This is a genomic window from Arthrobacter sp. BGA-UO-ETr-C19, from assembly GCF_059568005.1.
The window spans coordinates 20,543-32,925 of record NZ_JCAQPC010000015.1; the positions used below are offsets into that span (position 1 = coordinate 20,543).

General features: G+C 66.1%; 10 protein-coding genes. 5 read left to right on the plus strand and 5 right to left on the minus strand.

Translation table 11 applies throughout. From position 1 onward, the window contains the following. Positions 1–44: 44 nt before the first annotated feature. On the minus strand, positions 45–5,441 hold the full coding sequence (locus AC57BR_RS07395; protein ID WP_496359129.1) for a peroxidase family protein: 5,397 nt from the start codon (positions 5,439–5,441) through the stop codon (positions 45–47). A gap of 737 nt (positions 5,442–6,178) precedes the next feature. Between AC57BR_RS07395 and AC57BR_RS07400 the strand changes: the two genes are divergently transcribed. From AC57BR_RS07400 to AC57BR_RS07415, 4 genes are all read left to right on the plus strand, one after another. Next, complete coding sequence (locus AC57BR_RS07400; RefSeq protein WP_496359130.1) at positions 6,179–7,429, plus strand: Nramp family divalent metal transporter; 1,251 nt, start codon at positions 6,179–6,181, stop codon at positions 7,427–7,429. Positions 7,430–7,524: 95 nt separating this feature from the next. Continuing rightward, positions 7,525–7,749: a hypothetical protein gene (locus AC57BR_RS07405; protein ID WP_496359131.1), complete on the plus strand. Its 225-nt coding sequence runs from the start codon at positions 7,525–7,527 to the stop codon at positions 7,747–7,749. Further along, on the plus strand, positions 7,746–8,300 hold the full coding sequence (locus AC57BR_RS07410; RefSeq protein WP_496359132.1) for an MFS transporter: 555 nt from the start codon (positions 7,746–7,748) through the stop codon (positions 8,298–8,300). Before AC57BR_RS07405 ends, AC57BR_RS07410 begins: the two co-directional genes overlap by 4 nt. 32 nt (positions 8,301–8,332) lie before the next feature. After that, positions 8,333–9,163: an oxidoreductase gene (locus AC57BR_RS07415; protein WP_496359133.1), complete on the plus strand. Its 831-nt coding sequence runs from the start codon at positions 8,333–8,335 to the stop codon at positions 9,161–9,163. A gap of 7 nt (positions 9,164–9,170) precedes the next feature. On the opposite strand, the gene AC57BR_RS07420 is transcribed toward AC57BR_RS07415, so the two are convergent. The 4 genes from AC57BR_RS07420 to AC57BR_RS07435 form a co-directional block, all read right to left on the minus strand. Further along, on the minus strand, positions 9,171–9,383 hold the full coding sequence (locus tag AC57BR_RS07420; protein ID WP_496359134.1) for a hypothetical protein: 213 nt from the start codon (positions 9,381–9,383) through the stop codon (positions 9,171–9,173). A gap of 33 nt (positions 9,384–9,416) precedes the next feature. Continuing rightward, positions 9,417–9,722 (minus strand): hypothetical protein, encoded by a 306-nt coding sequence (locus tag AC57BR_RS07425; protein WP_496359135.1) that lies wholly within the window; start codon positions 9,720–9,722, stop codon positions 9,417–9,419. A 102-nt stretch (positions 9,723–9,824) separates the two neighbouring features. Continuing rightward, positions 9,825–10,760, minus strand: a complete 936-nt coding sequence (locus AC57BR_RS07430) for an alpha/beta fold hydrolase (protein WP_496359136.1) — start codon at positions 10,758–10,760, stop codon at positions 9,825–9,827. 64 nt (positions 10,761–10,824) lie between these two features. Next, on the minus strand, positions 10,825–11,307 hold the full coding sequence (locus AC57BR_RS07435; protein ID WP_496359137.1) for a MarR family winged helix-turn-helix transcriptional regulator: 483 nt from the start codon (positions 11,305–11,307) through the stop codon (positions 10,825–10,827). A gap of 122 nt (positions 11,308–11,429) precedes the next feature. Here AC57BR_RS07435 and AC57BR_RS07440 point away from each other — a divergent pair, with 122 nt between their 5' ends. Continuing rightward, positions 11,430–12,383, plus strand: coding sequence for an SDR family NAD(P)-dependent oxidoreductase (locus AC57BR_RS07440; RefSeq protein ID WP_496359138.1), 954 nt, complete (start codon positions 11,430–11,432; stop codon positions 12,381–12,383).

A 12,383-nucleotide genomic window follows, 5' to 3' on the forward strand; every position in this document is an offset into this window, starting at 1 on the left:
GACGGTCCCCGCACCCTTGATTTCAGATCAGCAGTTGTACCCGGTCACCGCGTTCCGGTGGTGAAGGTCCAGCTCCGCGGGACGAACGGGTTGCCGGCCAGGTCGTGTATCGAGGACGAGATCGACATGGAGTAGGTCCGGTTCGCTGCCAGAGTGGCCGACGGGTTCAGCGTCACTGTCCGGGTGACGTTGTTGTAGCTCACCGCAGCGGGGATGACCGTTGTGCCGAGCCGCAGCACCACCGTTCCCGTGCTGGCTCCGGTGATCGGTTCGCTGAACCGGGCCGTCACGTTGGCCGTCCGTGACACGCCCCGTGCCGAGATCGCGGGGCTCACCGAGACCAGCGTGGGGGCCGGTCCTGTGGTGAACTGCCATGAGGTGAACGCCATCGCGTTTCCGGCCGTGTCGCGGACGGAGGATACAGCCACGCTGTAGTTCCGGTCCGCCAGGAGGTCGGCAGTCGGGTTCAGCGTTGCCGTCCGGGTCGCGTTGTTGTAGCTCACCGTTGCCGGGACCACGCTGGTTCCGAGCCGCAGCACCACTGTTCCGCTGTTGACGTTCGCAACCGGCTCGCTGAAGGTGACAGTCAGGTTGTTGGCCTGGCTGACCGACTTTGCCCCGGCTGCCGGGGTGCGTGCGGTGATCGTCGGGGCGACAAATTCCGTCCGCGGCGTGGTGACTGCCGTCCGGGCCGACCTGGCGCCGGTGCCGGCGGAGTTGATCGCTGCCACGTCGAAGGTGTAGCCGGTGGCGTTGATCAGTCCGTCCACGACGGCGCCCGTGCCGGTTCCGACCGTCAGGGTCCTTGCCGGGGTGGTTGCGGCGCCGATGAAGGTGCGGACCTCGTAGCCTGTGATCTGTGCACCGCCGTCGGAGGCAGGGACAGTCCAGGCCAGCGTGGCGGCTGCGTTGCCCGCCACTGCCGTCACTCCGGTGGGAGCGCCGGGTGCGGTGGCCGCGGGCGGCGGGGGAACTTCGACGGTTGCTGCCGGAATCACCACGTTGGACGCTGCCGAGAACGGACTGGTGCCCTGGGCGTTCGTTGCCGAAACCTGGAACACGTACTTGTTGCCGTTGGTCAGTCCCGGCACCACCAGGCTGGTGTCCGTGCCTGGCGCCGTCAGCAGGCTTCCCACCTGGACGCCGGCCGGGTTCACCGTCACATCGAGCGTCTTCACGTTGAAGCTGCTGGCGATGCCGATGGTCGGCGCGGTCCAGGTAACCGTTGCCCGGGCGTTGCCGGCGGTTGCGACGCCGATGACCGGAGCGTTGGTGACCACCGTGTCGGCGAAGGCCAGGGACTCGATGTTCCGCAGCGTATCGGTGCCGTCGGCGCCGACGTTGTCGGTCACCGTCGTGGTCGAGCCGGCTGAGCCGAGGGTGCCGTCGCCGCCGGTGGTGGTGACGGTGTAGTTGGCCTCCGGACCGGAGAACACTGCGGTGTCGATGTTGCCCGAGGTCTGGGCCGCCGTCGGCGTGATGACTTCACGGACTGCCACCAGGTTGCCGGGGTCGATGACACCGGCGGCGACGTCGGCCTCCAGGGTGTGGGGGTTGCCCGCCTGGTAGGTGTGCTCCATGAGGTCGGTGCTGCCGATCTCGGTAGCCGGGTCGCTCGGGTTGGTGCGGACGCTGATCCGGACCTGGACGTAGCGGTCGCCGTCGAGGACATCGTTGGCGCCGCGGCCTTCCAACCGGTCGCTGCCGAGGCCGCCGAGCAGGATGTTGCCGTCGCCCCAGACCGGACCCTCAAGCGGGCAGGCTCCCATTGCCGAAGCCGCCGCAATCGGTTCCAGCGGAGTGCTGGGCACGGGAAGGATGTCCCCCAGGCCGGCGATCCTGTCGATACCTGCCTGGTCGAGGACGTCGCAGCCGCTGAAGCCGGCGCCGCCTACGGTGCTGGGGGCACGGTCGTCACCCTTGATCACGTCGTCGAACGCGGATCCGGAGTTGGCTTCCGTCTCCTGCCAGCGGTCGCGGTTGACCACAATCTGCAGCGGCAGGCCGCCCAGGTTCTGGTTGATCTTCATGTCATCGTTGGCGCCCACCGTGTCGTACTGGTGGATGGCCCAGTCGAACCCGGCCGCACCGGCGAACCTGTCGATCGCCGCGTTGGAGGCCATGAGGTCATCTCCGCCTTCAGCGTCGTAATCGTTCTCACCGACCTGGCCAACCATGATGTCGTTGCCCGGCTTGGTCTGTGCCGGGTCATCGAAGAACGGTGCCCCGTGGTCGCCCTGGAGCAGGTCCTGGCCGGAGCCGCCCTGGATCCAGTCGTCCCCGCCGTCGCCGAACACGGCGTCTGCACCGTCGCCGGCCCGGACGAAATCGTTGCCGGGCCCGGCGAACGTCTCGTTGTCGTTGGCGCCGCCGTTCATGAAGTCCTGGCCGTCGCCGCCCATCGTGATGTCGTCGCCGATACCGGCATTGACGTAGTCATTGCCGGGCCCGCCCTTGAGCACGTCGGCACCGGACAGGTCTGTGATCCTGTCGTTGCCGTCGCCGCCAAGCGCCACGTCGTCACCGCCGTTGCCTTCGATGACGTCGTTTCCGGCGTTGCCCCAGAAGGTGTCGTTGTCGTTGCCGCCGGTGACCCGGTCCACGCCGTCAGTGCCGTTGTAGACGGACTGGCCGTTGATGCCGGACGGATCGACGGTGTTCTTCTCCTGGTACTGGATGGTGCCGTCAGGCTTCCGCAGGAGCAGAGCGTTCTCGTTGCAGTCGGTGGTCGTGGTGTCGTCCGCGACCGTCGGACCGAATGAGGTGAACCCAGCTGACGTGCCGGACAGGTTGCCCAGCTGGAACTTGCAGTCTGCCGTGGCAAACACATCGGCCTTGAGCGTATTCACGCCGTCGGTGTTGCGCATGATCATCTCGGAGAAGCTGTTGCCTTCGAGCTGCGTGCGCAGGTTCATGCCGGGCGTGCGGGCCAGGTAGTACAGCCGGTCGCCGTTCTGCAGGTCCGTCAGCTGGTTCTCGAACACGTAGTTGAACGTGCTGCCCAGGAGGCCGCCGAAGAGGTTGGTCTTCTCAGCGAGGCCGCCGACCCATAGGTCAACCTTGTTCAGGCCGGTTTCCTGGTTGGCCCACGCTCCGGAGCTGTTCATGAAGTCGATCATGTCCGCCGTGGGAGGCACAGCATCGGGGCCCGGATCCACGATCGCCTTCGCCGCTGCACGCTTGTCCGCCAGGGTGGCGGCGTTGACGATGCTCGGGTAGGTGCCGTATGCGGCCACGAAGTTGATCAGCGACTCGGGGTGCTTGATGTTCTGGCCAAAGTCAGCCCAGCTGGTATACGGGGCAAGCTGCCCGTCGCCGGTGGAGTCGTGGATCTGGCGGCGTACCTCGTTCAGCGGTGGGACGCCGGCTTCGCGGGCACGGGTCATGTTGATGGTCGCGAGGTCCAGCGGCAGGCCCAGCAGGTTGTTGCGGAGGGTGTCGGTGACGAACTCATCGAGCTCGTTGCCCGCCTGGTCGCTCATGCCCATGACGACGGCGCCTGCGGCCTGCTCGGACGTGAGCTGGTGTCCGTGTCCGTCATCGGTGAACGACGGCGGATTCAGGAAGCCGTTCAGCAGCGGGATCGAGTTGTCCGTCCCGTCCGGGTTGGTGCGGGCGATGGTCTCCGTCAGCATCGAGTGGCCGAACCGGTACACCGCATGCGCGAACTCCGCGTGGATCGCGGCGTTCACGTCCGTGTGGTAGACGTGGAAGGGCTGGACCGCCGGCTGGACCTTGCGGGCGAACTCCTCGAAGACGAGGTGCTGGTATTCCATCTCGGTGACGAAGCGGGCGGCCTGGAAGAGGCGCTCGCCGTTCCAGCCGTCGGTGGTGCCGGCGGCCAGCTTCCATTCCGCCAGTGCCGCGACGCCGGTCGCCGAGGTGTCGTTGGTCAGGGTGTTCTTGAAATCGTCCACGAGCCGGTCATGTTCCGAGTGGAAGATCTGGTGGATGGTGGTCAGGCCGATGTTCTCGTTGACGCGGCCGTCACCGGCGATGAAGTGCGCATTCAGCATTTCGTCGTCGTAGGTGCCGGGGGCCTGGCTGGCGAAGTCGGCAGAGGCCACGTTGTCGGCGTCGGGCGCCGGCGTAACCGGCGGGGTTGCCGGGTTATGGTCCGTGTCCTGCGGGGACGGGTCGGCGTTGTGCGCGATGTCCGTCAGGAATGGGGTATCGAAGTACCGGACATTCGCGGGAACCGGCACCGGGTTTGCCGTATCGCCCTCGACCAAGCCGGTAGCCGTCACGTACTGCGGCAGTCCGCGGAGCGGGCCGGGGATGAACTTGCCGTAGGGATCAACTGCCAGCTGGGGAACGTTCAGGACGTCCTTGTCGGCGAGCTTGAGGCCGAGCAGCGTTTCCGCCTGGGTCTTCACGGTTGCCCACGTTGCCATTCCGTTGGCTGAATTGGTGCCGGCTGCTCCGCCGAGCAGTTTGCCCGTGGCGACTGGCTTGCCGTCGGTGTTGTTGACGTACTCCCGCAGGAACACCTGATGGGATGGGTGGGACGTGTAGGTCTGCGACTGGTCCACGTAGGGCGAGTCCGTGTTCGACGCATTCTGCTCATCGTCCTCGGTGCCCATGACGCCGTCGGGGCCAGGGAGGTTCTGCGCACGGGTCAGCACCATGAAGCGCTGGTTGGCGGGCAGGTCATCGGCGTTGCCGAAGATGTGGTCCTTGCCGGCCACCAGCGGGTCGTCAGCGCGGAGCGGCACGAAAACGTTGCCGCCGCTCTTGACGGTCTGGTCCACGCCGTGGTCGAAGAACTGTCCAAACAGCGTGAACATCGAGTTGTACGGTGGCGAGAGGCCGACGTCGGTGGTGACGTTCGGGATGAAGAGCGTGTTGTGCGACGGCACGCAACCGGCGGGAACACCCTCCACCGGCGGGGTGGCCAGCGGGTCGGGGTCGGTGGTGCAGGGGTGGACGCCCACATTGCCCTGGGTGCGGACCGGGAAGCCGGCGGCAGCCACGGCTGCGGGGTTGGTGGAGGTCTGGTCCACGATCAGGTTGCTGATGTCGCGCGGCTTGCTGTCAAAAACGTTCCCGGTCTTCTGCTTGTAAGAGGTGGGGCCGGCGGGACCGAAGCCGGCGGGCACGGGGTCTGCATCGTTGAAGACCGGCGTGGTGTAGCGGGGGAACTTCTGATCAGCGGCGCCGTAGGTTTCACGCCCGGCCAAGAGGTTGTTGCAGGATCCGTCGACCGTACGGAGACCGTACGAGGTCAGTGCGTCGGGGATCTGGTTGGGACCCGTGCCGATCAGGGCGCCACAGGGGCCGGTGGCCGACGTCGTATTGGCCACATGGGCTTCAGCGATCTTGATCTGCTTGAGGATGAAGGCAAGGTCCGACGCCGTGACGGTGAAGCCCTCGCCCACCGGGGCGGTCACTGCCTGGGCGGCGATGGTTGCTGACTGGCCGATGGCCGCCACCAGTGACATGACCACGCCGGCCGCGACGACGCGGTTAGGGACGCCGAACAGGCGCCGCCGGCTCCCTTGAGGGTGCTTCGGGCGCCGTGGCGCACCACGGGACGCCGTCCGATCACCTCCAATTGTTCTGATTGGGTGGAACGCTTTCATGACGCACCTGCCTATTTTGTTGATTGAACGCCCTGATTGAACGTTGCATTGGACGGTGCAAGAGTGCGGACGCTGCCTTGCGGAAACCTTGGGCCGTTTTTGCCGACAGAGACGCCGTTCGTACCGGCGGCAAGGGACTGTGCCCGGCGCCTACTGGGGCGTTTCTACCGCGAGGCGGCCACGTCCTCCCCCAGATCAGGGGGTGTACCCACATCAGACGGCCCGCTTGGCCGGGGGTTTCCTCAAGTCCGGCTCTCTACGCTCGCCCGTCTTGCGGGGCCCGGCCGCCGGGCAGTGCGCCGGACCAGGTGCCGAATCGCCCTGATTCTCAGGGAATTCCCAGTTGTTAACAAGCCTGCCCGAAGGATTGCTCCAGTACCTTGTCCCCAGTTGCCACACAGATTCGTGGGACTGCCGCTAGGAAGGCCCCGCACTGCCCCACCGGGGCGTGCGGGGCACTTTCCTCTCAAGGGCAAAGGAAGGGATGAGTACTGATCAAAACCAGCATCCGTTTGTGCGCCTAATCCCTACTTTTCGGTATGCCTAAATCTCCGCTATCCTCGACTTATCGGTACCCCCAATGACGAGGATGAATGATGGCTGTTTCGACCCTTTCAGAGCGCACCGCGCCGGCACGGGTCTGGTCGCGCCTGCTGCTGCTGGGTCCGGCGTTCGTGGCGGCCATCGCCTACGTCGACCCGGGCAACGTTGCGGCCAACCTGACGGCCGGGGCAAGCTACGGCTACCTGCTGGTCTGGGTGCTCGTGGCAGCCAATGCCATGGCCGTGCTGGTCCAGTACCAGTCCGCCAAGCTGGGCCTGGCCACCGGCATGAGTCTTCCCGAGATTCTGGGCAAGCGCCTGGGGACCCGCCGCCGGCGGGCGTACTGGGCGCAGGCGGAGATCGTGGCCGGAGCCACGGACATGGCCGAAGTGATCGGCGGTGCCGTCGCACTGAACCTGCTGTTCGGACTTCCGCTGCTGGCCGGCGGGATCATCATCGGCCTCGCGTCGATGCTCCTGCTGTCGCTGCAGTCGAACCGCAGCCAGAAGTCCTTTGAAGTGGCCATTCTGATCCTGCTCGGCGTGATCGCCGTCGGGTTTGTGTCCGGGCTGTTCGTCAATCCGCCGGACGCCGGCAGTGCGCTGTCCGGGCTCATGCCGCGTTTCGAGGGAACCGACACTGTCCTGCTCGCCGCAAGCATGCTCGGTGCCACGGTGATGCCGCACGCCATTTACCTGCATTCCGCCCTCGCCCGGGACCGGCACGGCTTCTCCGAGAATCCTGCCATCAGGACCCGCCTGATCCGGGCCACCCGGTTCGACGTAGCCGGCGCCCTGATGCTGGCCGGCGTCGTCAACATTGCCATGTTGCTGCTGGCAGCCTCCAGCCTGCGCGGCGTGGAAGGTACCGACACCATTGCCGGCGCGCACGCTGCGGTGACGTCGGCACTGGGCCCGGCCATCGGCGTCGTGTTCGCCATCGGCCTGCTTGCCTCGGGGCTGGCGTCCACCTCAGTGGGTTGCTACGCCGGCGCCACCATCATGGGCGGTCTGCTGAAGGTCCGTATACCGCTGCTGACCCGGCGGGTGATCACCCTGATTCCGGCACTGGTGATCCTCGGCGCGGGCATCGAACCGACGCTGGCCCTGGTCCTGAGCCAGGTGCTCCTCAGTTTCGGCATTCCGTTCGCGCTGATTCCCCTGATCCGGCTCACGGGGAAGCGCGAGGTCATGGGCATCCACACAGATTCGATGCCGCTGAAGATTGCGGGCTGGACCAGCGCCACGCTCATCGTCGGCCTGAACTGCGTACTCATCGTTCTCACCGTGCTCGGTCAGTCCTGACGGTCGAGAAGGTGCCTCCCCGCGGTGGGAGGCACTGCCGTTACCTGTCTTAACAGGCACTCCCACGCCTGCCGGGAGTGCGGTTTTCTGGAGGGGTGACACTCCGACCTCCCCACCGTGGACAAGAAAACCTCGGGACCAGCGCCGCCACCCCTCTCGGCCCGCCCGCCCGCGAGCCGGATCCCGGCAAAAGCCGGACGGCGCTCACCGTGTCCCTGCTGGGCTTCTTCGTCATCACCCTTGATGCGCTGATCGTCAACGTCGCCCTCGCGGCGATCGGGCGGCAGCTTGGCGGCGGCACCGTGGGCCAGCAGTGGTGAGCGCCCACCCCATGACGCCGCTGGACCTGTTCCGCTCCGCCGGGCTGCGGATCGCACTCTCCGTCGGCTTCGCCTTCATGGTCGGCTGGTACGGCATGGTTTTCGTGGTCAGCCTCTTTCTCCAGCAGCACCTCGGCCTGTCCCCGCTGGTCACCGGGATGGCGTTCCTCCCCACCTCGGTACTGATCGCGGCCAGTAACGTCGTCGCCGGCCGAATCGCGGCACGCTTTGGGGCACGTCTGCCGGCGGCTGCCGGGCAACTGACCATGGTGCTCGGGCTGACGGCCATGCTCGCCACCGCACCGCTTGGGTCCCTGGCCCTGGTGACCGTCCTGATGATCCCCATCGGCATCGGCGGAGCCCTGGCCATCCCGCCGGTCACGGCCCACGTGCTGGACAGCGTTCCCGCCGACCGGGCCGGCACCGCCAGCGCGGTCTTCAACACGTTCCGCCAACTCGGCGGCGCCATTGGTGTGGCGGTATTCGGCGCGCTGCTTGCCACCACAGTCGCCAGCCTTTTCATCCGGCCCGCCCCGCACCAGACTTCTTAACAGTCCCAAACAACCAACGAAAGGTAGATCCAATGACTACATGGCTGATCACAGGCTGCTCGACCGGACTGGGCCGGGCCCTCGCCCAGGCGGTGCTCGCCCATGGCCACAACGCCGTCGTGACCGCACGCAACGTCAACGCGGTGAAGGACATCGCGGCCGATTTCCCCGACACCGCGCTGGCCCTCCCCCTCGACGTGACCGACAAAGAACAGATCACCGCTGCGGTGCAGCAGGCGCAGGACCGGTTCGGCGGCATCGACGTCCTCGTTAACAACGCCGGTTACGGCTACCGTGCCGCCGTGGAAGAAGCGGACGACGCCGACATCCGCCAGCTGTTCGACACGAACCTTTTCGGCGCCGTCGACATGATCAAAGCAGTCCTGCCGGACATGCGCGCCAAGCGGGCGGGGGCGGTCCTGAACATCTCCTCTATTGGTGCGCGCATTTCGCCGGCCGGTTCCGGCTACTACTCCGCCACCAAGGCGGCCCTGGAGGGCCTGTCGGGTTCGCTGCACAAGGAACTCCAACCGCTCGGCATCAGTGTCACGGCCATCGAACCCGGCGCGTTCCGCACCGACTTCGCCGGGCGCTCCCTCACGCAGTCGGCGGCGCCGATTCCGGACTATGCGGAGACGGCAGGCAAACGCCGCAAGGAGAATGACACCGTCCACGGCACGCAGCCCGGTGACCCGGCCAAAGCGGCGAAGGCGATCATCGCCGTCGTCGAAAGCCCCAACCCGCCGTCGCTGCTGGTTCTCGGCCAGGACGCCTACGGTGCATTTGCCGCCGTCGCCGACGCGCAGCGTGCGGAACTGGACCAATGGCGCGGGCTGAGCCTCAGCACGGGTATCGACGAATAACGGGCTTTCACCACTTGCCCCGTTCAAAGAGTTCGTGTTCGGCGGCGACACGCATCTGCCTGAAATGGCGTCGCGCTTTAGGTGCCCGTCCCATGCCGGGAGCGTCGGCAGAATCTTCCTTGTCGCTTGCCCACCGGCGCATCACTTCAACCCTTTCATCACTAGCAGTGCGCAGGTCATGTTCAAAGTCTGACAGGCGTTTCCACCACATGGTTGCCACGGGAGCCTCCTTGGCCTCGCCCTGGGCCGCCGCCTACTCGGCTTCGAACCCGAGGCGGTCGCGGACGAGCTTCGCGACGATGGCGGCGTGCTGATTCTTGTCCGATCGAGGTTCAGATTTCAGCGTCGCCAGATATCCGACGTACGCGGCGGTCCGGGTGTCATAGGCCGCGGCGCGGGTTTCGAATGCGAGGGCCAGGGTGGCGTGCGCCTGGGCCAGCCTGATCTGCAGCTCGGCGTCGACATCGGCGCCTGAGAGGGCTTGCTCCGCGGCGGAAAGAAGGGACTGTGCGGCGTCGGCGTGCTCGTTCGCGGCGCGCTGGCCAAGGTCCGGCTGCATAGGTTCTCCCTCTCTTCATTCAGCTCGCGACGGGCAGACGCGGGCAGTGGAGTAAGCCTAAAACACGATGTGCCGTTCTGTTATGCCCCCTGGTAAGCATGTTCAGAACAAACCAGCCGCGATTTCCTCAACGGCGCGGACAAGCGCGGCCACCGATTCCGGGCCACCGTGCCCTTCGTTCTCGATGACAATGAGCCGGCTATCTGCCCAGCGCTGATGAAGTTTCCAGGGCGTGATGACGGGCCCGCTCACGTCCCGCCGGCCGTGAATGAGGTGGCCGGGGATACCGTTGAGCTCGTGGATCCTTTCCATGACGGTTTCCCCATCGCTGAGGAAAGCGTCATGGGACCAGTAATGGGTAACGAGAATCGCGAAGGTCATGCGCTCACGGTCGTCGTCGAACATGGCACCCGGTTGCCACCGCGGATCCAAGGAGACGTGCGTCGATTCCCACCGGTCCCACGCCAAGGCTGCGGCCTCGGCGTCGTCCCGGTCCCTTCCGGCCAGGCGCCGGGCGTACGCTTCCACCACCCGCTCACCGGGTCTGCACTTGGCTGCCGTCGAGAACTCTTCCCAGGCTTCCGGGAAGATCCGCCCCACGCCTTCCGTAATCCACTGGACCTCATCGCGGCTTGAGGTGGTCACGGCCGCCACGGCGATTCCGTATACGCGAGTAGGATGTGTGAGGGCATAAGCCAGGGCAAGTGTGCTTCCCCACGAGCCCCCGGTAACGATCCACTTTTCCACCCCAAGGTGCCTGCGGACGGCTTCGATGTCCTGGATCAGGGCCTGGGTGGTGTTCGCGGACAAATTGGCCAGGTCGTCCTGGACGGCTGGCGTACTCCTCCCGCAGCCACGCTGGTCAAGCCCAATGGTCCAGAACCGTGCGGCATCATGAAGCGTTCGGTAGCCCTGTCCTAATGGGGCGCCAGGACCTCCATGGAGGAAGAGTACGGGAATTCCCGCGGGATTCCCCGAGGCCTCCCAGTAGATATTTGCCCCCGGTACTTCGACCCAGCCTGTGCGTTCCCCCGTCATTCAACAAACACTACGAGAACAGCCCTACTCGGCCAATCGCCAGGACCCGCGAACGCCGGCTCCGCTAGTCTTCCAGGCCGGGCCACAGCGCCTTGCGGAGCAGGCGCTTCAGCTCGGCTATTTCCTCCGGGTCCAGCCGGTCCAGCGCCTCCGACTCGGCCCGGCGGGTGGATTCCGTGGCCGCACTGAACAACCGCTGCCCCTCGGCGGTCGCCGTCACGATCTTGGCCCGCCGGTCCTGCTTTCCAGGCGCCCTCAGCACCAGGGCCCGCTTCTCCAGGTCATCGACCAGGGAGACGATCTGGCTGGGGTCCAGGCTGAGAAAATCGGCCATCTCGCGCTGGCTCGGCTCAAGGCCGCTCGCGGCCAGGGCCAGCACCGAATACGAGCGCTCCTTCAGATCGAACTCCTCCAGCGCCCGGTTGTTAACCACCGATCCCGCGGCATGGAGCTTCGCCAGGAGAAAGCCCGCGTCGCTGCTGATGGAGGCAGGAACAAGCTTCTCCGCCGCAGGGGCGAACTGCTGCCCCGTCACCGTCTCAGTCATGGAATCTCCAATAGTGATCAAAAATAATCATTGACTTTTTCAACTATCCAGATTTTCATGGATACAGAACAGCATCCCATGCCGGAGGGCAGGATGCACGATCCGCTAGCAAAGGAGCAGCAATGAGCCTGTCAGGCAAAGTAGCAATCGTCACGGGCAGCGGCCGCGGTCTGGGCCTGGCCTACGCCCGCGAACTCGCCCGCCAGGGTGCCGCCGTCGTGGTCAACGACGTTGACGGCGACGTCGCGGCGGAAGCGGTCCGGACCATCGAGGCCGACGGCGGTAAGGCGGCCGCCGTCGTCGCGCCCGTCGGCAGCACGGACGTCGCACAGCAGCTGGTCCAGGCGGCGGTCGACGCCTTTGGCCGGCTCGACATCCTGGTCACCAACGCCGGCATCCTTCGCGACAAGAGCCTGCTGAAGATGACGGATGAGGACTTCGACGCCGTTATCAACGTCCACCTCCGCGGCACCTTCACCTGTGTCCGCGAGGCCTTCGCCTACTTCAAGGCAAACAACGTTCAGGGCCGCATCATCACCATCGGCTCCCCCACCGGGCAGCGCGGCAACTTCGGCCAGACCAACTACGCGGCCGCCAAGGCCGGCATCGTGGGCATGGTGCGGACCTGGGCCCTGGAAATGAAGAAGGCGGGCGTCACGGCCAACGCCGTCATCCCGATCGCCGCCACCGCCATGACCAAGACGGTCCCCTACTTCCAGAAGGCTGTGGAGGCGGACGAGCGCGGCGAGGCCATGCCGTCCTTCTTCCGTCACGACCTGGGATTCGGAACGGCCGACGACGTCTCCGGGCTGGTTGCCTTCCTTGCCTCCGACGAAGCCGCCGGCATCACCGGCCAGGCCATCGGCGCCGGCGGGGACCGCTTGCAGGTCTGGACACACCCGACGGCAGCCACCACCGAATACCGCGACGGCGGCTGGAGCTACGAGGCCCTGCGCGAGAACGCGGGCGCCCTCTTCACCCAAGACACGCTGCAGGGCGTTGGCGAGGAATTCCTGCCGCTGCCGGTTGAGCTGCAGCCCGAACCTGTCCAGCCCGAACCGGCGCAGGTGCGCTGA

What these genes read in the sequence shown, in the direction of transcription:
- AC57BR_RS07395 (WP_496359129.1), bottom strand. Translation starts at nt 5,441, where the DNA reads ATGTCACTGGTGGCGGCCATCGGCCAGTCAGCAACCATCGCCGCCCAG.
- AC57BR_RS07425 (WP_496359135.1), bottom strand. Translation starts at nt 9,722, where the DNA reads ATGCAGCCGGACCTTGGCCAGCGCGCCGCGAACGAGCACGCCGACGCC.
- AC57BR_RS07415 (WP_496359133.1), top strand. Translation starts at nt 8,333, where the DNA reads ATGACTACATGGCTGATCACAGGCTGCTCGACCGGACTGGGCCGGGCC.
- AC57BR_RS07440 (WP_496359138.1), top strand. Translation starts at nt 11,430, where the DNA reads ATGAGCCTGTCAGGCAAAGTAGCAATCGTCACGGGCAGCGGCCGCGGT.
- AC57BR_RS07430 (WP_496359136.1), bottom strand. Translation starts at nt 10,760, where the DNA reads ATGACGGGGGAACGCACAGGCTGGGTCGAAGTACCGGGGGCAAATATC.
- AC57BR_RS07400 (WP_496359130.1), top strand. Translation starts at nt 6,179, where the DNA reads ATGGCTGTTTCGACCCTTTCAGAGCGCACCGCGCCGGCACGGGTCTGG.
- AC57BR_RS07435 (WP_496359137.1), bottom strand. Translation starts at nt 11,307, where the DNA reads ATGACTGAGACGGTGACGGGGCAGCAGTTCGCCCCTGCGGCGGAGAAG.